We start from the raw sequence: 20,676 nt of genomic DNA, 5'->3' as shown, positions 1-20,676 counted from the left end.
GTGGTCGTCACGGAGCAGGGGCGCGTCGTCGCGTCCGGTAGTGCACCAGCTCCACGAGCACGCCGGCGGGCTTGCGCAGGTAGAGGAACGCCACCGTCATGCCGGGGCGCGCGCCCTGGCACGGCTCGGCGTCCACGGGCGTGAACCCGTTGCCGCGCAAGCGGGTCAGCTCCGCTTCGAGGTCGTCGACCTCGAACGCGATGTGGTACAGGCCCGGCCCGTTGCGGGCGAGCCGGCCGTCGATCGACGACCCCTCGGCCACCGGCGCCACGACCTCCACGGCGGGCAGCCGCGGATCGGGGCCGAACTGCCAGAAGTCACAGGACACCCCGTAAGGCTCCGCGACCCCGGCCTCCACTTTGGACAGACCGAGGGCGGCGAGCAGGACGCCGACGCCCTCCGCGTCACCGGTCGCCAGGCCCACGTGGTCGATGCCGAGGATCATGCCCCCACCAGCTCCCGCGCGGCCCGCCGGCTGGCGGCGAGCACGGTCTTGGCCGCGCCGCCGCTGCCGCCGGTGAACGTGAACACGCCGTCGCCGACGTGGTCGAGCCGCAGGCCGGCCGGCGTGCGGTAGCAGTCGAACGACGCCACCACGCGCTCCGGCGCGACCGGCTCGGCGGCCAGGCCGAAGCGCCGCCGGGCCACGTCCGCCACCCGTGCCGCCAGGTCGTCGTCCGGCGTCACCTGTGCCGGGTCGACGTCCCAGCGTTCGCAGCCCAGGCCGAGCAGCGCGAGCCCGTCGCCGTGCGGCCGCCCGTACAAGCCGGTGACGTCGTCGACGAACCCGCTGCGGCACGGCAGTTCCAGCCGGTGCAGCCCGTACTGGATCTGCTTGGTCCGCAACGTCCCGCCGTGCTCGACCAGCCGCGGCGTCCACGCGCCCGCCGCGACCACCACCGCGTCGAAACCCTCGGCGGACCCGTTGGCCGGGCGCACGGACGGCCCGGCCGACACCTCGGCGACCCGCTCGTGCCGCACCTCGACCCCGTTGCCCGCCGACCACTTCAGCGCGTGCTCGCGGAGCCGGGCGGGGGACAGGTGCCCGGCGTGGCGCTCGACCACGCCGACCGTGTCGTCCGCCACGTCCCGGAAACCGAAGCGCCGGGCCAGTTCCGCGCCCGTCACGACGGTCGCCGAGCCGGGCAGCGCCGCGTCCACGACGGCCAGCGACGCGGTCGGGTCCACTCCGGACGACAGGTGGACCGAGCCGATCTCCCGGTACCCGGTCCACTCCAGCAGGTCGTCGTCCGCGCGCAGCTCGGCCAGGCTCGCCGCCGCGTCGGCCGCGGCGGCGGGGTCGGTCTCGAACCCGCGGACCAGCCCCCCGGACGCCGCCGACGCGTCGGACGGGACGGGCTCGCCCGCGAACACCACCACGTCCGCCCGTTCCCGCCGCAGCCGCCACGCCAGCAGCGCGCCGGCGACACCGCCGCCGACCACCGCGACCCTCACGCCCGCCTCGCCTCGACGGCGCGGCGCAGGTCGTCGGTGAGGTCCGCGCCGCGCCGGCTCAGCGGCAGGGGGAGGTCGTCGCGGGCGAACAGCTCGCCGGCGAGCTTCAGCGTCTCCGGCGTGCCCGCGTACCGCGGGTACAGCCACAGCACCAGCGTGTCCAGCACCTTGTCGCCCCGCAGCCGCGCGACCTCCGGGATCTCCCGGAAGAACCGCTCCACGTACGGCTCGGTCAGCTCGCGCTGCTCCGGCTGCCAGAAGCCCTCGGCCAGCGACCACAGGTGGTAGCTCGACAGGCTCGCGTCCGTGGTGATCGATCGCCACGCCGCCTCCTTGGCCGCCGCGTCGGGACGCGCCGCCCGCGACTTGATCGCGAACTGCTCGGTGTGCGTGCTCGGGTCGGCCTCGTACGCGGCGTCGATCTCCGCCTCCGACAGCGCGCCCAGCACGGCAAGCCGGTACCGCGCCCGCCACGCCAGGTCGGCGTCCAGCTCCAGCCCGGCGGGCGGCGGCGTGCCGTCCAGCCAGCCGCGCAGCTCGGCCACGTCGGTGGCGAACTCGATCAGGCCGCGGCACAGCGCCAGGCCCAGCTCGTCACCGGGTTCGACGGCGGCCAGCCGGGCGCGGGCCGCGTCGGCGACCTTCGCCAGCGCGGCGGGCCGCAGCGCCGGGTCGAGGAACCGGTCGGCCACGTCGATCCGCGCCTGCTCCAGCACCTCGATGACGATCGACAGCTCGGTCTCCACCGCGAGCATCCGGGCCACCAGGTCGAGGTGGTACGCGGCGGGCACCGCGCCGTCCAGCACGCCCTGCAGCAGCGACGCCCACACCATCGCCCGGTTGATCGGCGCCAACGTCGGCAGCACCTCGGGCAGCACGGCCTGCGACGCCGCGTCGTAGCGGATCTTCGCGTAGGTCAGGTCGTTCTCGTTGAGCAGCAGGAACCTCGGCGCGTCCCGGCCCACCAGCTCGGGCAGCTCGGTGCGCGCGCCGTCCACGGTCACCCGCACGGTCTCGTGCCGCTCGCCGTACAGGCCGATGTCGATCGTGTGCGGGCGCAGCACGGGGTGCGACTCGGGCGCGGTCTGGACCACCGCGAACGAGGCGATCTTCCCGTCCTCGACGGTGAACTCCGGCGCGAGCGTGGTGACGTTGGCGCTGCCCAGCCACTTGTCGGCCCAGTCGCCCAGGTCGTGGCCCACGGCCTCGCTCAGCGCGGCGTTGAAGTCCGCGTACGAGGCGGTGCCGTAGGCGTGCCGGGCGAAGAACGTCCGCAGGCCCTCGCGCAGCTTGTCGTCGCCGATGTGGTTGGCGAGCTGCCGCAGCGCCGACGAGCCCTTGAAGTACGAGATGCGGTCGAGGTCGAGCAGCGCCGTCATCGCGTCCGGGCCGTCGATCCACACGGGGTGCGTGGACGGGCGCTGGTCGGCGACGTACGCCTGGCCCTTGCGGCGCGCGGAGAACGTGGTCAGCGGCCCGGTGAACTCGGTGACCTCGCTCGGCACCCGGTGCGCCATGTAGTCGGCGAACGCCTGGCCCAGCCACAGGTCGTCCCACCAGCGGTTGGTCACCAGCCCGGCCCACCACATCAGCGACAGGCCGTGCGCGATCACCACCGCGCGGGTCTCGTGCTCGCTGCGCGGCGCGGGCGTGCGGAACAGGTACAGCTCCTTGATCAGCACGCAGCCCGGGTGGTCCAGCGACAGGTAGCTGAACTCGGGCGCGAAGACCTGGTCGAACCGCCCGAACGGGTAGCGCACCCCGAACAGCCGGTGGAACTCGTCCAGGCACTGCCCGGTGACCTCGAAGATCTCCTTGATGTCGGCTTCCAGCGCCTCGGCGACCGACGCGCGGCAGTGCACGCCGAGCGGCACGCCGTCGTGGACGGTCTCGAAGGCGACGTAGGGGCCCGCCACCACGGTGGTCAGGTACGTCGACTGGGCGACGGTCTGCACGACCTCCCAGCGGCCGGGCGCGAGCCGCGTCGCGGCGCCGGTGCCGAGCACCGCCCAGTCCTCGGGCACGGTCAGCGCGAACGTGAACGGCGCCTTGAGGTCGGGCTGGTCGAAGCAGGCGAAGATGCGGGGCGCGTGGTCGAGGAACACCGAGCCGTAGACGTAGACCCGGCCGTCCGCGGGGTCCACGTACCGGTGCAGTCCCTGGGACTCCCGGGAGTACGCCATGTCGGCGACGACCACCAGGTCGTTCACGGCGGCGAGGTCGGCCAGCGGGAGCCGGCCGTCCTCCAGCGCGTCGACGTCGAGCGGGCGCCCGTTCAGCGACGCCTCCAGCAGGGTCGCCGGCTTGAGGTCGAGGAACGTCGTGGCGCCCGGCTCTGCGGCGTCGAACGAGATCTTCGTAATGGAACGAAATGACTTTTCACCCGTGGTCAGATCCAGCTCCACGTGGTACTCGCGAACACGCAACAATGCGCTGCGGGTGGCGGCTTCGAGGCGAGTCAAGCTGGCCATGCGCAGACCCTCTCCTGATTGGTGGAGCGATCGTAAGCGCGGAACGGGCCAAGTCAACGACTCGTTCTCACCACCGGCCGCCGGCCTATCGCAAAAGCTTATGGCGCGCGTTCGGGCGGACCTGGGGAGCCGTTCGGGTTACCTCGAATGGCCCTGTGGCTATGCTTTGCCCTCCAGGTGAGCTGCGGCGACGCGCTTCGGCACGCACATCCGCCACGCTTCCACAACCAGTTCCTCAAGTTCTTGGCGGTCGAGTCGGGCCAACGTCACACGGGCCCAGTTGTACCGCTCGTCGGACGGGACCGGCATGTGGAACTTGTCTGGGTCAGACGCAACCAACGCGGCCCGCTCCTCCTTCGGAAATGCGAACCCCATCGTCTGTTCATCCGGTGACAACGCGAGGTACACGATTCGTCCGATGCGGAATTTCACCCGGTCGTGAACCAACGCCTCTTCCGTGCGCGGGAGGGCGCGCGCGATGCGGCGGACGTCGTCCGCGGTGACCCCGGCCGACGGGGCCGTCCAGTTCCGGGTGAACGCCAGGTAGCAGTACTCGTCGATCATCTTCGCCAGCGAGCGGCCCGGCCGGCCCAGTGCCGCGGCCAGCTCCGGCTCCGGCGCCCCGGCCTCCGCGAGCAGGTCCGCCGCCCAGGACCGCGTCAGCGCCAGGTGCGCCCGGTAGGCGGCGCCGTCGCGCGCGCCGTGCAGCCGTTGCGCGATCAGGTTGTCCCACGGCGGCAAGGCGTTGGGGCGCAAGGCGAACAGCAGCTTGGACGCGGCGGTCGGGCCGAGCGTGCGGGTGGGCGCGGCGGGTGACGCGGCGAGGTCCGCGAAGGCCGCGGCCAGCCGTTCCACCTGGTCGTCGGTCAGGTCGGCCAGCCACGTGGCGTGGTCCGGCAGCTCGCCGTGCCACCGGTCCCACCAGGCGGCCAGGCTCGCGTCGAGCACCTTGGGCTCGCCGTCGCGCGGCTTGCGGATGCGGCAGCCCCAGGCGTTGAGCCAGACGTGTAACGCGTCGCGGTGGGCGGCCAGGGAAAGGTCGACGCGGGGAGCGGTGGCCGATTCCAGTGCGGCCCAGGACCGGTCGGGCTGGTCGAACCCGCCGAACTCGAGGACGGCGGCACGCAGGGTTGCGAGGTCGGGTTTCACGCCGTGGGACACTAGTTGAGCGCGCCGCCGCAGCTCGCGGCCCCGGAACGGGAACGCGTGTCACCCTTGCGCGGCAAGCGGCGCGTCGGTAAGAAGACAGCCGACGAGTTCGTGGTCGCACCCGACCTGCCGCGTCCAGCCCGCCCCAGCTGAGCGCACCCCATCCCACTTCCGCCGTGACGCCGTGGCACCGCCACGCCGTCGTCACGGCGGTGTCCTTGGAGTGTCCGGATGAGCGAGCAAGAGACCTGGTTGCTGGAGACCCGCGTGTTCAAGGTCAAGCCCGGCACGCGTGACGAGTTCGACCGCATCAGCCGGGAGGGCACGATCCCGCTGATGCGCAAGATCGGCATCACCGTGCTGGCGTACGGGCCGTCGCCGCTGGCCGACGACGAGTGGCACCTGGTGCGGGCGTTCCCGGGCCTGGAGCAGCGGGTGGAGCTGGCCCAGGCCCTCTACGTGCAGCCGGAGTGGGCGGAGTTCGACGGGCCGGTCGGCGACATGATGGTCGACTACAGCACGGCGCTCGTGCCGGTGCCCGAGCAGACCGTCAAGGTGCTCTCCGAGCCCGGCGCGTGGTCCTAGGATCGCCGCCGTGACCACGAATCCGCCGTACCTCTCGGCCATCGCCAACGTCGACGCCGACTACGTCCACTACCCGAAGCAGGCCATCGCGCTGCCCGACCACGACGTCGTCCTGCCGGACGCGTACCTGAAGTGGTACGAGGTGCGCGAGGCCGACGACGCGATCGGGGACGACGTGCGGGAGCAGGCGCACAAGTTCCTGCACGCCGAGGTGGCGTCGGGCGACCTCGCCATCTCGGGCGACCTCGGGTTCGTCATCCACCACCTGTGCCAGGGGACGTTCTACTTCCTGATCGTCTGCACGTGGCGGAACAACAACGAGATGTGGGAGACCGTCTACATCCGCGACACGACCCGGCACGACGACCTCTCGCTGATGGAGCCGGGCCGGCACCGCGAGACCATGTGCGTGTGGGAGATGGGCGTCCTGGTGCACGAGCAGCAGGCGTGGACCCGCTACCTGTACTCCCGGCGTGACGACGAGGCGAAGCTCGCCTACCTGGACGACCGGTTCACCGGAACCGTCTGACACCCGTCCTGACACCCCGTCCCGGCTGAGCGGCCCGCACGCGACGGCGGGCCGCCCAGCCGTGCCGGTGGTGGATCAGGGCGTCGCGCCGAGCAACGGCTGGTCGTCGTCGTCCTGCTCCTTCACCGGCGGCACGGCGGCCCGGCGCCGCCGCTTCCACCACAGGAACGACAGCGCGGCGACCGTCACCAGCAACGGCCACAGCATGTACGGGCCGGACACCGCGAGCAGCGCCAGCACACCGGCGAGCGCGACCAGCGCGGCCCACCGCGCCTTGCCGCGCGGCAGCAGCTTGACCGCCGCCGCCGTGCCGATCACGTACACCGTCACGAACTGGCCGGTGGTGAGCAGCACCATCGGCTTGGTGCCCGCACCGGTCACCACCACCGCGCCCAGCGCCAGGAAGCACCACGCGACCACGACGGCGAGGCTGCGGCGCGGCACCTCGCCCGCCATGCTGCCCCGCGACAGGCCGGACGGGAACGCGCCGTCCCGGCTCAACGCCGCGCCGAGCTTCGCGGCGGTGGCGTAGTAGGCGTTCATCGAGCCGACGGTCAGCAGCACGGCGGCGATCGCGGCGATCACCTTGACGTCACCGCCCAGCGACGTCGCGATCAGCTGCCCCAGCGGCGCCTCGGAGTCGGCGGCGGCCGAGCCGAGCACGGCGATGATCACGAACGCGACCGAGATGTACAGCAGGCCGACGATCGCCACCGCGATGGCGGTCGCCCGCGGCAGGTCCCGCTCCGGGCGGCGGAACTCCTGCGCCAGGTGGGTGATCGCCTCCCACCCGGCGAAGCTCCACACCAGCAGCGCCGCGGCTGGCCCGATCGCGGACCAGCCGTTGGGCGCGAACGGCGTCAGGTTGCCCAGGTCGATGTGCGGGATGGACAGCAGCACGGAGCCGAGCACGAGCGTGACGAGCAGGCCCGCCAGCACGAACTGGAGCCGGCCGGAGGCCTTCAGGCCGATCCAGTTCGTCACCGCCACCAACGCCATCAGGATGACGGCGGTGAGCACGACGGTCCGCTGCCCGCCGCCGAAGGCCTGCTCCACGTACGCCCCGGCGAACAGCGCGGCCGCCGTCGTGCCCGGCGGCACGGCGAAGTAGAAGCACCACCCGACGACGGTGGCGATGCGCTCCCCGAACGCCAGCCGGGCGTACGTGGAGACGCCGCCGGCGTCGGGGTAGCGCGCGCCCAGCGCGGCGAACGTCGCGGCGAGCGGCGCGGACAGCACCACCAGCCCCAACCACGCCAGCAGCGACGCGGGACCGGCGACTTCCGCGGCGAAGGCGGGCAGGGCGATCACGCCCGTGCCCAGGACCGCGCCCACGTACATGGCGGTGCCCTGGCCGACGGTCAGCCGACCTCCGGCGTTGGCGGTTTTCTCGGGCACGACGGCGAACCCTCCCAGGGTCGGACAACGGTGGCGCAGCGCCCGACCAGGTCAGACCAGGCTGCGGGCGATCTTGATCGCGGGGCCGAGCGCGTCCAGGTACGGGCGCTGGACGTACACCGCCGTGAACCCGTACCGCCGGTGGTTCGCGGCGACCTGCGCGGCGATCTCGTGCTCGGTGCCGAGCAGGACGAACGGCGAGTCCAGCACGACCTCGACCGGAAGCTCCCAGTCGGCGGCGATCCGCTCGGCGGCGGCGGTGCGGTCATCGGTCAGCTCCACGACCTGCACGAAGCTGTTCAGCTCGACGTCCCGGTCACCGGCCGCGGCGCGCACGAGGGCGACCCGGCCGTCGGTCTCGGCGGCGTCGATGATCCGGAAGTTGCCGGTGGCCTTGCCCTTGACGTGCAGGATGCCGCCGATGCTGACGATGTCGGCGTGCCGGGCGGCGAACGTCAGCGCGCGGTCGCCGGTGCCGCCGATGAGCGTGCGCGGCGCGCGGACGCCCTCCTCGGGGCCGAGGAGCGCGGCCAGCTCGTCCAACGTGGACCGCAGGTGGGCCATCCGGTCGTCCATCGGCCGCCACGGGATGCCGGCCGCGTCGAACTCCTGCTTGATGATCCCCGCGCCGAGGCCCAGTTCGAGCCGGTTCCCGGTCAGGCGCTGGATCGTCTGCACCTCGCGGGCCAGCATCCACGGGTTCCAGAAGGCGGTGTTGAGCACGTACGTGCCCACGGTCAGGCGGTCGCTCGCGTGCGCGGCGGCGAGGAGCACCTGGAAGGGCGAGGTGCGGTTGGGTCCCAGGTGGTCGACGGCGACGACGGTGTCGAAGCCGTGCGCCTCGGCGGTCTGGCACGTGCGCACCAGGTCGTCGTGCGATCCCGGCGTGGCTAACGAAATTCCGAAACGAAGGTCGGTCATCGCGTGTGCCCCCCAAGGCCCGAAACGGCGGAGGGCTCAGGCTGGGGCATCGCGCGTGGTGACGTCAATCGGCCAACCGGTAGCGACGGACAGCACGCATCAGCAATGCGTATCAACCCGATAGGGAATGGGACGCCGTCGCCGGCCGGGCCGGGTGATCCTCCAGATCAGGGCGGCGTCCCGGCGTCGTCAGAGGTCGAAGGCGGCCCGGAGGGTGAGCCCGGCGCCGACCGCCGGCACCAGGACGGCGGTCACGGTCGGTAGCGCGGTGAAGCGGTCGCGGAGGCGTTCGACGGCGGCCAGGCGGTCCCGCAGGCGCACCAGCAGCATCCCCACGCCGATCGCGACGACGAGCAGACCGGCCGCCCCGCCCAGCCAACGCAGGGCGGACCCACCGGCCGCCGCGCTCGTCGCGCTGACCAGCAGGCACAGGACCAGCACGCCGGCGGTGTGGGTGAGGGTCACCGCCGCGCCCACCGCCACGGCGTCCCGCGCCGTCCCCGCCCGGTGCGCCGCGATCACCCGGCGGTGTCCACCACGGCCCGCACGGTCACGCGGTCCGGGTGCACGGTGATCCCGTGGTAGTGGTTGACGGTGGAGTTGCCCATCGGGTGCGCCGCGGCCTGAGTCGGGAACACCAGCAATCCCAACAAGACCAGGCCGAGGGCCTTCACCGCAGACCGTCCAACGCCGCACGGGCGTGAGGCGCGTCCACGAACGAGAAGTGCGGGTTGACGCGCAACGCCTCGTCCAACACCGCCGCGGCCTCCGCGTCACGTCCCAGCGCGGCCAGGATCACGCCCCGGTGGTACAGGAACCCCGCGCCACCCCGTCGACAGCGCGGTAGGCGAACGCCAACGCTTCTTCGACGCCAGCCACGCCTTCGGCACCTGCAACGCGATGGTGTTGGCGTTGAACCCGCGCAGCGTGTCCTGCCCGACCTCGGACAGGTCCGCGCCGTACCGCAGGTCGAACACCCGCAGGTCGAGGAAGAACGGGTCGTCGGCCTGCCCGACGTACGCCTTCGCGCCGCCCTGGATGGGCGTGACGGCCTGGTCGCGCAGCGCCGCGTAGTCCGGCATCGACTTCGGCCCGCCTCGCGGTGGCTCGACGCGCGCGCACCGGGCGCGCGTCGAGCAGTCCGGTGGCCAGGGTCGTGGCGACGACCGCGGCCGACGCGGCGGCGACCCTGGTGGCGCGGTGGCCGGTGAGCGGTGTGGACACGCTCGATCCCTTCGGTGCGCGAGCGTGCTGTCACCGGGCAATTCGGCCGGCGGGCGCCTCCGGTTCACGTCGTTCGGGTTCGGCTCGGGGCCGGGTGCGCGCGAGGAGCTGGGCCTGACCGGAGCCGGGCCGCGTCTGGTGATCACCGACCTCGGCGTGCTGCGGCCCGACCCGCGCACCTGCGAGCTGGTGCTGACGGCGCTGCACCCCGGCGTGGACGTGGCGACCGCGCGCGAGCTCACCGGGTGGGACCTGAAGGTCGCCGACGACCTCGACCGCACCGAGCCGCCCACGGACCGCGAACTCGCCGTCCTGCGCGCGCTGACCCACTAGAGCGCGACCCACCTGGCAAACACTTCTCGGCACGACGAACAGGAGACCCGGTGCCGACCCACACCTACCGGCAGGACACCGCGTCGCACCCACCGGTGTCCTTCCCCGAGTACCGGTCCAACGTGCTCCGCGCGCCGCGCCGGCCGTTCGTGCTGCTGCCGCAGCGGCTGAACGAGATCACCGGGCCGCTGCTCGGCGAGGACCGCGTCGGCCCGCACGACAACGACCTCACCGTCGGCCACGACGGCGAGCCGCAAGGCCAGCGGATCATCGTCGCCGGCCGCGTGCTCGACGGGGACGGGCGGCCGGTCGCGGGCACCCTGCTGGAGGTCTGGCAGGCCAACGCCGCCGGCCGGTACCGGCACGACGCCGACCGCCACCCCGCGCCGCTCGACCCGAACTTCACCGGCGTCGGCCGCACGGTCACCGACGCCGAGGGCCGGTACTCGTTCACCACGATCCACCCCGGCGCGTACCCGTGGCGCAACCACGACAACGCCTGGCGGCCCGCGCACGTCCACTTCTCGCTGTTCGGCACCGCGTTCACGCAACGGCTGATCACCCAGATGTACTTCCCCGGCGACCCGCTGCTCGCCGAGGACCCGATCTTCAACTCGGTGCGCGACCCGAAGGCGCGGGACGCGATGGTGGCCCGGTTCGACCTCGACACCACCGTGCCGGAGTGGGCCCTGGGCTACCGGTGGGACATCGTGCTGCGCGGCAAGAACCCCACGCCCCTGGAAGAGGAGGACGACGATGAGTGAGCCCCGGGCCGGTCTCCGGACGACCCCGTCGCAGACCGTCGGCCCGTTCTTCTCGTCCGGCCTGGTGTGGGAGGACGGCCCGTTCGTCGTCCCCGAGGGCACGCCGGGCGCGTTCCGGATCGGGGGCACGGTCTACGACGGCGCGGGCGTCCCGGTGCCGGACGCGGTGGTCGAGACCTGGCAGGCCGACCCGGACGGCCGCTTCGACCACCCCGACGACCCGCGTGGCGCGGTGCGCTGGAAGGATTTCCGCGGCTTCGGCCGCTGCGCCACCGACCCGGACGGGCGGTACTCGGTGCTGACCGTCAAGCCCGGACCACTGCCCGTGGCCGGGGGCGGCCGGGAGGCACCCCACCTCGACGTGTCGCTGTTCTGCCGGGGCATGCTGGTGCGGCTGGTCACCCGGATCTACTTCCCCGACGAGGAGGCCAACGCCACCGACCCGGTGCTCACCTCGATCGACCCCGCCCGGCGCGCGACGCTCGTCGCCGAGACCGCCCCGCCCGGGACCGCCCCGTTCGGCTACCGCTTCGACATCCACCTGCAAGGGGAGCATGAAACCGTCTTCTTCGACCTCTGAGCACGGCCCCCGCACAGCCGGACCGCGCTCGCTGTGGGGCGCGCTGTTCACCGACCCGGACGTCGAGGCCGCCACCTGCGACCGGGCGTGGCTGCGGGCCATGCTCGACTTCGAGCGCGCGCTGGCGATCGTGCAGGCCAGGGCGGGCATCGTGACCGAGGAGGCCGCCCGGATGGTCGTCACGGCCATCGACGTCGGGCACTACGACCCGGTCGTGCTCGGCGAGGGCGCGCTGACCTCCGGCACGCCCGTCGTGCCGCTGGTCCGCGCGATCGGCGCGCACGTCACCGCCGAGGGCCGCGCGGCCGTGCACAACGGCGCCACCAGTCAGGACGTGCTGGACACGGCGCTGTCGCTGGTGTCGTACCGCGCGCTCGGGCCGATCCTGGCCGGGCTGCGGGCCGTCGCGGCGGAGTGCGAACGGCTCGCCGACCGGCACCGCGACACGCTCATCGCGGGCCGCACGCTCGCCCAGCACGCGCTGCCCACGACGTTCGGGCTGAAGTGCGCCGGGTGGCTGGTCGCCGTGGACGAGGCCGAGACCGCGCTGGCCCGCGTGCGCACGCACCGCCTGGCCGTGCAGTTCGGCGGCGCGGCGGGCACGCTGGCCGCGCTGCCCGACCACGGCGCCGGCCTCACCGCGCAGCTGGCCGCCGAGCTGGGCCTGGCCGCGCCGCTGATCCCGTGGCACACCAACCGGACCAGGGTGGCCGAGCTGGCTTGCGCGCTCGGCGCGGCGTCCGGGGTGCTGGCCAAGATCGCGCAGGACGTCGTGCTGCTCGCCCAGACCGAGGTCGCCGAGGTGGCCGAGGGCGACGGCGGCACGTCGTCCGCCCTGCCGCACAAGCACAACCCGGTGCGGTCCGTGCTGGTCACCGCGTGCACCCAGCGCGTGCCGGGGCTCGTGGCCACGGTGCTGTCGTCGATGGCGCAGGAGCACGAACGCGCGGCCGGCGCGTGGCACAGCGAGTGGCAGACCGTGACGGAGCTGCTGCGGCTGGTCGGCGGGGCCGTGCGGGGCGCCCGTGAGCTGCTGTGCCGGCTGCGCGTCGACCCCGAGCGGATGCGCCGCAACCTCGACCTGACCGGCGGGCTGTTGATGGCCGAGAACGTCGCCGTGCGCCTGGCCGCCCGCATCGGCCGGTCGGAGGCGCAGGACCTCGTCGCCGAGGTGTGCCGCACGGCGGTCGCGGCGGGCCGGCCGCTGCGCGAGGTGCTGCTCGCCGACCTGAGGATCGGGCTGACGGAAGAGGAAGTGGACGACGCGCTGGACCCGGCCGGGTACGTCGGCAGCGCGGGGGAGTTCGTGGACCGCGCCCTCGCGGCGCACCGGGGGAGGGGGCGGCCGTGAAGCCGCACTACGAGTTGAGCGGGCCGGCGGACGCGCCGGTCGTCGTCCTGGGCAACTCGCTCGGCACCACCACCGCGTTGTGGGAGCGGCAGCTGCCGGCGCTGCACCGCGGGTTCCGGGTGCTGCGCTACGACCACCGGGGCCACGGCGGCACGCCCGCCGCGCCCGGCCCGTACCGGATCGACGACCTCGCCGACGACGTGCTGGAGCTGCTGGACGCCCTCGGCCTGGACCGCGTGTCCTACTGCGGCGTGTCGATGGGCGGCATGGTCGGCATGTGGCTGGCCGGGCACGCGCCGGAGCGCATCGAGCGGCTGGTGCTGTGCTGCACGGCGGCCACGTTCCCCACGCCCCGGCCGTGGCTGGACCGGGCCGCCGCCGTCCGGGCGTCCGGCACGGGCGCGATCGCGCCCACCGCGATGGCCCGCTGGTTCACCCCGGAGTTCCGCGACCGCTCGCCGGACGTCGTCGCGAAATTCCACAAAGGACTGTCCGAAGTGGACGACGAGGGGTACGCGGCCTGCTGTGAGGCCTTGGCGTCGCTGGACCTGCGGTCCGTGCTGCCCGCGATCGAGGCGCCGACCGCCGTCATCGCCGGCGCGCACGACGAGGCCACGCCGGCGGCGTGCGGACGGGCGGTCGCCGACGCCATCCCCGGTGCGACGTTCCACGTCGTGCCGGGCGCGCACCTCGCCAACGTGGAGGCGGCCGACGAGGTGTCGGCGATCCTGGAGGGCCACCTGTGAGCACGTTCGACGACGGCCTGCGGGTGCGCCGGGAAGTGCTCGGCGACGAGCACGTGGACCGCGCGTTGGCGGGCGCCGACCCGTTCACCGCGGACTTCCAGGACTTCATCACCCGGTACGCGTGGGGCGAGGTGTGGACCCGTCCCGGTCTGGACCGCCGGGCCAGGTCGTGCGTCACGCTCGCGGTGCTGGCCGCGCTGGGGCACGAGCACGAGCCGGCGCTGCACGTCCGGGCGGCCCTGCGCAACGGCCTGACCGCCGACGAGATCAGGGAAGTGCTGCTGCAGGTGGGCGTCTACGCGGGCGTCCCGGCCGCGAACCGCGCGTTCGCCGTCGCCCGGCCGATCCTCTCCGGCAGCTGAACCCGCGGGCGCGGGACGCCCCGGAACGCCAGGAGCGCCGACCCCCGGCAGGGGATCGGCGCTTCCTCGCGGGAGGGTTGGCGACCTTACTGGTTCCTGGCCTCGTGCTTGACCTGCTGGCCGGACTCACGGGCGTGCTGGCCCACGTCCTGCGCGGAGCCCTTGGCCTGCTCGACCGTCGTCTGCGTGGCGTCCTGGGCGACCTGCTTCACCTGGTCCGCCGCCTCGCCGACGACCGTGCCCGCCTCGTCCTTCAGCTTCTGCGCGGACTCGGTGAGGGCTTCCTTGACCGGCTCGACGGCGCCACTGGCGCGTTCGCTCAGCTGCCGGACGGCGTCCTGCTCGGCCCGCGTCGCCGGGATCAGCGTCGCGACCAGCGCACCCGCGCCGAACGCGATCAGGCCCGCCGCCAACGGGTTGCCGCGCGCCTGCTGCCGCGCCTGGTGCGGCGCGTTCTGCACGGCGTGCGCCGCCTCCTGCGCCTTGTCGCTCACCGTCGACGCGACGCCCTGCGCCTTGTCACCGACGGTCGAGGCGGCTTCCGCCGCCCGCTCGCCGACGGTGGACGCCATGCCCGACGTCCGGTCCTGCACCGTCGTGGCGGCCTGTGGAACCGTGCCCATGACTCGCTCCTTCAAACTGTTCAGGCCGTGCCGGGCCCGGTCCACCCGGCGCTGCGCGATGTTGCGCGGCCTGGTGTGGTCGACGATCCGGTTCGCGTCGGCGACCAGCTCGGCGCGGGTCCGGTCGATGTCGTGCCTTATTTGGTCGGGTGACGGGCCCATTCCGCGTCCTCCTTCAACGTCTCGATGGTGCGCTCCGGCTTGGGCGACACCTTCCGCATGCGGGAGCGGCCGGTGGAGAACAGCACCGCGCCGGCGATGCCCCACAGCACCGCGACGACCAGCGCCGCCCACCCCAGGCCCATGAACGAGCCCAGGGCGAACACGAGGGCGAGGCTGAGCAGGATCACGGTCATGTAGCCCGCGAACGCGGCGGCGCTGAGCATCCCCGCGGCCTTGCCCGCCTTCGAGGCCTCCTGCCGGATCTCGGCCTTGGCGAGCTCCAGTTCCTGCCGCATCAGCCGCGACAGGTCCTCCGTCAGCTCACCGATCAGCTGCCCGAGCGTCGCGCCGTCGTCGTGCGGCGACCGGCTCTCCGGCACCGGCGCCCGCGTCTCAGCGCTGGACATACGGCGATCCCTCCGGCTGGTAGGGCGCGCGGGGCGACGGCGCCGGGGTCGCCGGCACCTGCGGGGACGGCGTGCCGTACTGCGGCGAGGCCGGCATGCCGTACTCCGGCGTCGGCGTGGCGGCCGGCGTGGTGGTCGTCGGCGGCACGGCGGTGGCCGTGGTGACCGGGGTGGCCGGCACGTGGCCGGTGTACCCGTGCTGCGTCTCGCGACGCTGCTGGTCGGCGCCGCCGCTCATGCTCTTCGCGGCGCGGGCGACCAGGAAGCCGGCCACCGCCGCGCCGATCAGGAACGTCCCCGGCTTGCGCCGCGCGAAGTCCTGGGCCGACTCCACCAGCCCGCTCGCGCCCCGCTCGTCGAGGTACCGGGCCGCCTGCCGGCCCGCGTCGGAGACCTGGCGCAGCGCGCCCGCGGTCAGCGAGTCCGGACCCGAGCCGTCGGCCATGCTGCCCAGCTCGTCGGCGATCCGCTCGATCTGCCGCGACACCTTCCGCGCCTGCTCCTCGGCCTCGCCGGCGACGCGCTGCCGCATGTCGTGCACGACGTGCTTGGCCTGGCCCTTCGCCTCCTGGGCGACCTGGCCGACCTGCTCACGCGCCGTCGCACCGACCTCTCCGGCGGCCTGCCTGGCGTGCTGCGCCACGGCGGTGCCCTCCTGTTGGGCGGTCTCGCGGACCGCACCCGTCTGGTTCTCGTCCACGACTGACTCCTCACGATCGGGTGTCTCGACCAACGACCTACCCCGGTGGCGCGGAGCTAACCTTCTTCGCAATGACAACTGTCCGGTCGTGACGCGTCGGCCCGCGCCCCCGCGGGGAATGGCCGGGGAATGCGCCACGACCCCGCGGCCGGTGGTCGGCCGCGGGGTCGTCGTCGATTCGGTCAGGCGCGTCGGGTCGATTCGACCAGGTCGGTCAGAACGAGAAGACCGCGCCGGTTTCCTGCTCCATCACGCACCGGTTCGGGAATTCTTCCACGTACTGGACCGGTTCACCGCGCCACGATCCGAACGCGGCCGCGGTCACCGGGTTGTAGTCGAACGTGCAGATCTGGGGCCCGGTGCCGTCCAATTCGGCGAAATTGCCGTCCGCGGCCTCGATCTCACCGCAGGCGGCCTGGGCCGCCGTGTGCTCGCCGGCCGCCGGGTCGCAGGTCAGGCGCGTCGTCTCGACTCCGCGTCCTTCCTGGTAGACCGCCAGGACCAGGTCGGTCTCGGGCGGTGCGGCGGACGCCGTGCCGGTACCGATCAGCGGGGCGGCCAGGAGGCCGGATGCGAACAGGGACGCCATGAGGGTTCGTGTTCGTCGCATGGTTCGGGGGTGACCCGGTCCGCCGTCGCGTATTCGGCCCGATTCCGTTCTCACTGAGATGTCGTAATCTGTGAATTCACCTTTCCAATTCGCCCGGAATTCGTCACCAAGTGGGGTTCGCGGTGACTCCACCGTCCACGACCAGGTTGTTCCCGGTGATCCACGACGCCATCTCCGAGGCGAGGAACACGCACGCGTCGCCGACGTCGTCCGGGCGGCCCAACCGCCCCAGGGGCGCGGCCCGCGTCCACCTCTCGACGCCGTCCGGCCACTCCCGCGCCAATCCCGGCCGGTCGACCAACCCGGGCGAGACGGCGTTCACCCGGATGCCCCGCGGCCCGTACTCGAGGGCGGCCGACCGGGCGTGCATGATCACGGCGGCCTTCGACGCGCAGTAGTGGGCGTGCCCGGCCGCCGGGTGCGTGCCCTCGATCGACGCCACGTGGGTGACCGACCCGCCCGCCGGCAGCACGTCCGCCGCGGCCTGCGTGCAGCAGAACGCGGCCGTCACGTTGAGGTCGACCACGGCGCGCCACTCGGCGGCCGTCATGCCGGCGAGGTCCCGCACCGGCTGCACGCCCGCGTTGTTCACCAGCGCGTCCAGCCGCCCGCCCCACTCCGCCGCCTCGCGCACCAGCCGGTGGCACTCGTCCTCGACGGCGAGGTCGGCGCGCATCCCGGTGGCCCGGCCGCCGGCCGACGTGATCTCCGCGACCAGCGCCCGCACGTCACCGCGGTTGCCGTGTGCGACGACCGCCGCGCCCGCGTGCGCGAACCGCAGCGCGATGCCGTGCCCGAGGAGCCCGCTGGCGCCGGTCACCAGCGCGACCCGGCCCGCCAGGAGTCCCGTCACGATCACGCAGAGTAGCAAGACGGGTGCGGAACGGCAGCACCGCGCCGGTCCGGGTGGAGCGGCTCCACATCGACCGGGAGGCGATCGGTGCGTAACTTCGGTGGGGTGACCTCTGAGCTGCCCACCACCGCAGGAGCCCTCCGCGCGGCAGGCCACGTGCCGCGCGGTGTGAAGGCCGAGATCCGGGACAACCTGCTGGCCGCCCTCCGGGAGGGCCGCGACCCGTGGCCCGGCATCGTCGGTTTCGACCGCACCGTGCTCCCACAGCTGGAGCGCGCGCTGCTGGCCGGCCACGACGTCGTGCTCCTCGGCGAACGCGGCCAGGGCAAGACCCGGCTTCTGCGGACCGTCGTCGGCCTGCTGGACGAGTGGACGCCGGTGATCGCGGGCGCCGAGCTGAACGAGCACCCGCTCGACCCCATCACGCCCGAGTCGAAGCGCCGGGCCGCCGAACTCGGCGACGACCTGCCCGTGGTGTGGAAGCACCGCGACGAGCGGTTCGCCGAGAAGCTCGCCACGCCGGACACCAGCGTCGGCGACCTGGTGGGCGACGTGGACCCGGTCAAGGTCGCGCAGGGCCGCAGCCTGGGCGACCCGGAGACCATCCACTACGGCCTGCTGCCGCGCTCGCACCGCGGCGTCATCGCCGTCAACGAGCTGCCCGACCTGGCCGAGCGCATCCAGGTGGCGCTGCTGAACGTGATGGAGGAGCGGGACATCCAGATCCGCGGCTACACGCTGCGGCTGCCGCTCGACGTGCTGCTGGTCGCCACCGCGAACCCCGAGGACTACACCAACCGCGGCCGGATCATCACGCCGCTCAAGGACCGGTTCGGCGCCGAGATCCGCACCCACTACCCGCTGGAGGTAAGCGCCGAGATCGACCTGGTGCGGCAGGAGGCCGCCCTGGTCGCCGAGGTGGGCGACCACCTGCTGGAGGTGATCGCCCGGTTCGTGCGGCACCTGCGCGAGTCGTCCGCGATCGACCAGCGGTCGGGCGTGTCGGCGCGGTTCGCGGTGGCGGCGGCGGAGACGGTCGCGGCGAGCGCCCTGCGGCGCAGCGCGTTGATCGGGGAGAACCCGCCCATCGCGCGTCCCGTGGACCTGGAGTCGGTGCCCGAGGTGCTGCGCGGCAAGCTGGAGTTCGAGGCCGGCGAGGAGGGCCGCGAGCAGGAGGTGCTGGTCCACCTGCTGCGCCGGGCGGTGGCGGACACGGCGCGCTCGACGTTCGCCGGGCTGAACCTGCGGCCGCTGGCCGAGCTCGTGTCCGACGGCCACCCGGTGGCGACCGGCGAGCGCGTGCACCCCGGCGACCTGCTGGCCGCGCTGCCGGAGCTGCCGGTGCTGCACGAGGTGGCGCAACGCGTCGGCGCGGGCCCCAAGGACCCGGCGGGACGCATCGCGTCGGGCGTCGAGCTCGCGCTGGAATCGCTCTACCTGACCCGTCAGCTGTCGAAGGACAGCGACGACGACCGGTCGGTGTACGGGTGACCGGGTACCGGTACGGCCGGTACGTCGACGGGCCCGATCCGCTCGCCCCGCCGGCGGACCTGCGCGCGGCCATGGACGAGCTGGGCCGCGAGGTCATGGAGGGCGCCTCGCCCGACGCGGCGCTGCGCGAGCTGCTGCGCCGCGGCCTGCCCGGCACGCCCGGCCTCGACGACCTGACCGCGCGGCTGTGGCGCAAGCGCGCCGCCCTCACCCGGCGGCACCGGCTGGACGGCACGCTGCAGGAGGTCCAACGGCTGCTGGACGACGCGCTGCGGGCCGAGCGGTCCGCGCTGTTCCCCGACCCGGACGACGAGGCGAGGTTCCGCGAGGCCCAGCTGGACGCGTTGCCGCAGTCCACGGCGGCCGCCGTGCGGGAGCTGGCCGAGTACGACTGGCGGTCGGCGGAGGCCCGCGAGTCCTACGAGCAGATCCGCAACCTCCTCGGCCGGGAGCTGCTGGACCAGCGGTTCCAGGGCATGAAGCAGGCCATGCAGAACGTGCGCCCCGAGGACGTGCGCCGCATCCAGGAGATGCTGGACGACCTGAACGGCCTCCTCGACGCCCACGCCCGCGGCGAGGACACCGCGGAGCGGTTCGCCGACTTCATGCGCGCGCACGGCGAGTTCTTCCCGGAGAACCCGCGGTCCGTCGACGAGCTGGTCGACGCGCTGGCCGCCCGGTCCGCCGCCGCCCAGCGGATGATGAACTCGATGACGGACCGGCAGCGCGAGGAGCTGTCGGCGTTGTCGCGGCAGGCGTTCGGTGACTCCGGCATCGGCTCGCAGCTGTCCCGGCTGGACGCGTTGCTGCAAGGCCTGCGGCCCGGCGAGGACTGGGACGGCTCGGCCCGGTTCCGGGGCGGGAACCCGCTCGGCATGGGCGAGGGCGCGCAGGCGATGGCCGACCTCGCCGAGCTCGACGCGTTGGCCGAGCAGCTGTCCCAGGCGTACCCCGGCGCACGGCTGGAGGACGTCGACCTGGAGGCCCTGGTTCGCCACCTCGGCGGCGAGGCGGGCGTGGACGCGCGCCGGCTGGCCGAGCTGGAGCGCGAGCTGCGGTCGCAGAACCTGCTGGAACGCGCGCCGGACGGCTCGCTGCGGTTGACGCCGAAGGCGTTGCGGCGGCTGGGCGAGACGGCGCTGCGCGGCGTGATCGACAGCGCGCGGGCGCAGGGCCACCGGGACAGCTCGTCGGCCGGCGCGGCCGGTGAGCTGACCGGCTCCACCCGGCCCTGGCGGTTCGGCGACACCGAGCCGTGGAACGTGCCGCGGACCGTCACCAACGCGGTGCTGCGGTCGGCGGGCGGCCCGGTGCGGCTGGACGTGGTGGACGTCGAGGTCAGCGAGACCGAGCAGCGGTCGCGCGCGGCGGTGGCGCTGTGCGTGGACACGTCGTGGTCGATGGTGCAGGACGGGCGGTGGGTGCCGATGAAGCGCACCGCGCTGGCGCTGCACCACCTGGTGCGCACCAGGTTCCGCACCGACGCCCTCGAGCTGATCACGTTCGGCCGGCACGCCGAGACCGTCGACATCGGACAGCTGACCGCGCTGGAAGGCGCGTGGGAGCAGGGCACCAACCTGCACCACGCCCTGCTGCTGGCGGGCCGGCACGTGCGCCGGCACCCGGACGCGCAGCCCGTCGTGCTCGTGGTGACCGACGGCGAGCCCACGGCCCACCTGGAGACGACCGGCGACGCCGAGTTCCACTACCCGCCGCTGGAGCGGACGCTCGGCAAGACGCTGGTCGAGGTCGACTCCCTGGCCCGGCTCGGCGCGTCGATCACGGTGTTCCGCCTCGGCGACGACCCGAGGCTGACCAGGTTCGTCGACACGGTGGCGCGGCGTTCCGGCGGCCGGGTCGTCGCGCCGGGGGAGGACGGCCTCGGCGCGGCCGTGGTGAGCGACTACCTGAGGTCCCGCCGCCGGCGGTGACCGCGCGGGCCGGTCGCGACGGACCGGCCCG

General features: G+C 73.5%; 24 protein-coding genes and 1 pseudogene. 10 read left to right on the top strand and 15 right to left on the bottom strand.

From position 1 onward, the window contains the following. Window positions 1-7: 7 nt before the first annotated feature. The 4 genes from ACFQ3T_RS06030 to ACFQ3T_RS06015 form a co-directional block, all read right to left on the bottom strand. Window positions 8-445, bottom strand: coding sequence for a VOC family protein (locus ACFQ3T_RS06030; RefSeq protein ID WP_380720824.1), 438 nt, complete (start codon window positions 443-445; stop codon window positions 8-10). Beyond that, window positions 442-1,455 carry an FAD-dependent oxidoreductase gene (locus ACFQ3T_RS06025; protein ID WP_380720821.1) on the bottom strand — a complete coding sequence of 338 codons (1,014 nt, stop codon included), beginning with the start codon at window positions 1,453-1,455 and terminating at the stop codon, window positions 442-444. The genes ACFQ3T_RS06030 and ACFQ3T_RS06025 overlap by 4 nt, the downstream gene beginning before the upstream one ends. After that, window positions 1,452-3,926: an aminopeptidase N gene (gene pepN, locus ACFQ3T_RS06020; protein ID WP_380720818.1), complete on the bottom strand. Its 2,475-nt coding sequence runs from the start codon at window positions 3,924-3,926 to the stop codon at window positions 1,452-1,454. The genes ACFQ3T_RS06025 and pepN overlap by 4 nt, the downstream gene beginning before the upstream one ends. A 159-nt stretch (window positions 3,927-4,085) precedes the next feature. Beyond that, the gene (locus tag ACFQ3T_RS06015) at window positions 4,086-4,490 is read right to left on the bottom strand and encodes an MmcQ/YjbR family DNA-binding protein (protein WP_380720909.1); all 405 of its coding nucleotides are present in this window, start codon (window positions 4,488-4,490) and stop codon (window positions 4,086-4,088) included. Between the two features lie 816 nt (window positions 4,491-5,306). Here ACFQ3T_RS06015 and ACFQ3T_RS06010 point away from each other — a divergent pair. Both ACFQ3T_RS06010 and ACFQ3T_RS06005 read left to right on the top strand, forming a co-directional pair. Then, complete coding sequence (locus ACFQ3T_RS06010) at window positions 5,307-5,660, top strand: hypothetical protein (protein WP_380720815.1); 354 nt, start codon at window positions 5,307-5,309, stop codon at window positions 5,658-5,660. 10 nt (window positions 5,661-5,670) lie between these two features. Continuing rightward, window positions 5,671-6,189, top strand: a complete 519-nt coding sequence (locus ACFQ3T_RS06005) for a hypothetical protein (RefSeq protein WP_380720812.1) — start codon at window positions 5,671-5,673, stop codon at window positions 6,187-6,189. A gap of 75 nt (window positions 6,190-6,264) precedes the next feature. Here the strand turns inward: ACFQ3T_RS06005 and ACFQ3T_RS06000 are convergent, their stop codons facing one another. From ACFQ3T_RS06000 to ACFQ3T_RS05975, 6 genes are all read right to left on the bottom strand, one after another. Next, window positions 6,265-7,587 carry an amino acid permease gene (locus ACFQ3T_RS06000; RefSeq protein WP_380720810.1) on the bottom strand — a complete coding sequence of 441 codons (1,323 nt, stop codon included), beginning with the start codon at window positions 7,585-7,587 and terminating at the stop codon, window positions 6,265-6,267. A 51-nt stretch (window positions 7,588-7,638) separates the two neighbouring features. Further along, the gene (locus ACFQ3T_RS05995; protein WP_380720808.1) at window positions 7,639-8,508 is read right to left on the bottom strand and encodes a TIGR03621 family F420-dependent LLM class oxidoreductase; all 870 of its coding nucleotides are present in this window, start codon (window positions 8,506-8,508) and stop codon (window positions 7,639-7,641) included. A 189-nt stretch (window positions 8,509-8,697) separates the two neighbouring features. Next, on the bottom strand, window positions 8,698-9,030 hold the full coding sequence (locus ACFQ3T_RS05990; protein ID WP_380720805.1) for a hypothetical protein: 333 nt from the start codon (window positions 9,028-9,030) through the stop codon (window positions 8,698-8,700). Beyond that, on the bottom strand, window positions 9,027-9,182 hold the full coding sequence (locus tag ACFQ3T_RS05985) for a hypothetical protein (protein WP_380720803.1): 156 nt from the start codon (window positions 9,180-9,182) through the stop codon (window positions 9,027-9,029). Before ACFQ3T_RS05985 ends, ACFQ3T_RS05990 begins: the two co-directional genes overlap by 4 nt. Next, entirely contained in the window at window positions 9,179-9,307 is a 129-nt protein-coding gene (locus ACFQ3T_RS05980) for a hypothetical protein (protein WP_380720801.1), read from the bottom strand. The genes ACFQ3T_RS05985 and ACFQ3T_RS05980 overlap by 4 nt, the downstream gene beginning before the upstream one ends. Continuing rightward, a complete protein-coding gene (locus tag ACFQ3T_RS05975) occupies window positions 9,282-9,800 on the bottom strand; it encodes a DUF4331 family protein (RefSeq protein ID WP_380720799.1) in 519 nt (172 codons plus the stop codon). The genes ACFQ3T_RS05980 and ACFQ3T_RS05975 overlap by 26 nt, the downstream gene beginning before the upstream one ends. On the opposite strand from ACFQ3T_RS05975, the pseudogene ACFQ3T_RS05970 reads away from it, so the two are divergent. The 6 genes and pseudogenes from ACFQ3T_RS05970 to pcaC all read left to right on the top strand — a co-directional run. After that, a pseudogene (locus ACFQ3T_RS05970) lies at window positions 9,799-10,065 on the top strand (CoA-transferase subunit beta); the annotation flags it as partial. The gene ACFQ3T_RS05975 and the pseudogene ACFQ3T_RS05970 sit on opposite strands and share 2 nt — an antisense overlap. 50 nt (window positions 10,066-10,115) lie before the next feature. After that, on the top strand, window positions 10,116-10,829 hold the full coding sequence (gene pcaH, locus ACFQ3T_RS05965) for a protocatechuate 3,4-dioxygenase subunit beta (RefSeq protein ID WP_380720796.1): 714 nt from the start codon (window positions 10,116-10,118) through the stop codon (window positions 10,827-10,829). Then, window positions 10,822-11,409 carry a protocatechuate 3,4-dioxygenase subunit alpha gene (pcaG, locus tag ACFQ3T_RS05960; RefSeq protein WP_380720793.1) on the top strand — a complete coding sequence of 196 codons (588 nt, stop codon included), beginning with the start codon at window positions 10,822-10,824 and terminating at the stop codon, window positions 11,407-11,409. Before pcaH ends, pcaG begins: the two co-directional genes overlap by 8 nt. Then, a complete protein-coding gene (pcaB, locus tag ACFQ3T_RS05955; protein WP_380720790.1) occupies window positions 11,384-12,760 on the top strand; it encodes a 3-carboxy-cis,cis-muconate cycloisomerase in 1,377 nt (458 codons plus the stop codon). The genes pcaG and pcaB overlap by 26 nt, the downstream gene beginning before the upstream one ends. Further along, window positions 12,757-13,506 (top strand): 3-oxoadipate enol-lactonase, encoded by a 750-nt coding sequence (gene pcaD, locus ACFQ3T_RS05950; RefSeq protein ID WP_380720787.1) that lies wholly within the window; start codon window positions 12,757-12,759, stop codon window positions 13,504-13,506. Before pcaB ends, pcaD begins: the two co-directional genes overlap by 4 nt. Next, window positions 13,503-13,868, top strand: a complete 366-nt coding sequence (pcaC, locus tag ACFQ3T_RS05945) for a 4-carboxymuconolactone decarboxylase (protein WP_380720784.1) — start codon at window positions 13,503-13,505, stop codon at window positions 13,866-13,868. The genes pcaD and pcaC overlap by 4 nt, the downstream gene beginning before the upstream one ends. 86 nt (window positions 13,869-13,954) lie before the next feature. Here the strand turns inward: pcaC and ACFQ3T_RS05940 are convergent, their stop codons facing one another. The 5 genes from ACFQ3T_RS05940 to ACFQ3T_RS05920 all read right to left on the bottom strand — a co-directional run bounded on the left by ACFQ3T_RS05940 (window position 13,955) and on the right by ACFQ3T_RS05920 (window position 17,223). Further along, a complete protein-coding gene (locus ACFQ3T_RS05940; RefSeq protein WP_380720782.1) occupies window positions 13,955-14,653 on the bottom strand; it encodes a DUF3618 domain-containing protein in 699 nt (232 codons plus the stop codon). Beyond that, window positions 14,629-15,060 (bottom strand): phage holin family protein, encoded by a 432-nt coding sequence (locus tag ACFQ3T_RS05935; protein WP_380720779.1) that lies wholly within the window; start codon window positions 15,058-15,060, stop codon window positions 14,629-14,631. The genes ACFQ3T_RS05940 and ACFQ3T_RS05935 overlap by 25 nt, the downstream gene beginning before the upstream one ends. Continuing rightward, entirely contained in the window at window positions 15,047-15,760 is a 714-nt protein-coding gene (locus ACFQ3T_RS05930; RefSeq protein WP_380720777.1) for a hypothetical protein, read from the bottom strand. Before ACFQ3T_RS05930 ends, ACFQ3T_RS05935 begins: the two co-directional genes overlap by 14 nt. A gap of 214 nt (window positions 15,761-15,974) precedes the next feature. Then, the gene (locus tag ACFQ3T_RS05925; protein ID WP_380720774.1) at window positions 15,975-16,370 is read right to left on the bottom strand and encodes an SSI family serine proteinase inhibitor; all 396 of its coding nucleotides are present in this window, start codon (window positions 16,368-16,370) and stop codon (window positions 15,975-15,977) included. 103 nt (window positions 16,371-16,473) lie between these two features. Further along, window positions 16,474-17,223 (bottom strand): SDR family NAD(P)-dependent oxidoreductase, encoded by a 750-nt coding sequence (locus tag ACFQ3T_RS05920; protein ID WP_380720771.1) that lies wholly within the window; start codon window positions 17,221-17,223, stop codon window positions 16,474-16,476. 105 nt (window positions 17,224-17,328) lie between these two features. Between ACFQ3T_RS05920 and ACFQ3T_RS05915 the strand changes: the two genes are divergently transcribed. Next, window positions 17,329-18,714, top strand: a complete 1,386-nt coding sequence (locus ACFQ3T_RS05915) for a sigma 54-interacting transcriptional regulator (RefSeq protein ID WP_380720768.1) — start codon at window positions 17,329-17,331, stop codon at window positions 18,712-18,714. Then, entirely contained in the window at window positions 18,711-20,645 is a 1,935-nt protein-coding gene (locus ACFQ3T_RS05910; protein WP_380720766.1) for a vWA domain-containing protein, read from the top strand. The genes ACFQ3T_RS05915 and ACFQ3T_RS05910 overlap by 4 nt, the downstream gene beginning before the upstream one ends. Window positions 20,646-20,676 lie beyond the last annotated feature (31 nt).

This window comes from Saccharothrix hoggarensis, assembly GCF_042678885.1.
Taxonomy (GTDB): domain Bacteria; phylum Actinomycetota; class Actinomycetes; order Mycobacteriales; family Pseudonocardiaceae; genus Actinosynnema; species Actinosynnema hoggarensis.
This window is presented reverse-complemented; position numbering and strand designations above follow the sequence as displayed.